Origin of the sequence: Pseudomonas sp. EA_5y_Pfl2_R50 (assembly GCF_963970475.1) — a bacterium.
Classification (GTDB): domain Bacteria; phylum Pseudomonadota; class Gammaproteobacteria; order Pseudomonadales; family Pseudomonadaceae; genus Aquipseudomonas.
Map to the genome: position 1 here is coordinate 1 of NZ_CAXAPT010000173.1, position 453 is coordinate 453.

The window sequence follows — 453 nt, forward strand, 5'->3', positions numbered from 1 at the left end:
CTATCGCGCGACGGGCGGAAGCTGCTTCGTGCGCGCAGGCGCTGGCGACCAAGTTGCGATGTGGGCCAAGGGTCGCGAACTGGCGTCGCGCTAAGCCTTATGCGGGCAGGGGGAGCGCGGTGCCGCCCTTGAACACCCGCACCACCTTGCCCTGAACCGGCAACCCGTCGAACGGCGTGTTCCCGGCCTTTGCGTGCAGGCGATTGCCATCGATTTGCCACGGGGCATGCGGATCGAGCACGAGCAGGTCGGCGGGTGCCCCGATGGCGAGCGTGCCGGTGGCCACGCCCAGGACGCGCGCGGGATTGGCGGCGAGCAAGGCGAACAGCCGCTCCATCGTAATGGTCCCGTCGCGCACCAGCCCCAATCCCAAGGCGAGCAGGGTCTCGGCACCCGCCATTCCCGATGCGGAATCCGCGAAGGGAAGGCGTTTTTCCTCGGGGCCATGCGGAT

The 453-nt window shown here is 68.7% G+C and carries 1 protein-coding gene; it reads right to left on the reverse strand.

What is annotated here, in order from left to right:
* Window positions 1–97: 97 nt before the first annotated feature.
* On the reverse strand, window positions 98–453 hold a 356-nt coding region (locus AACY19_RS27300), incomplete at its 5' end, for a dihydroorotase family protein (RefSeq protein WP_339454605.1).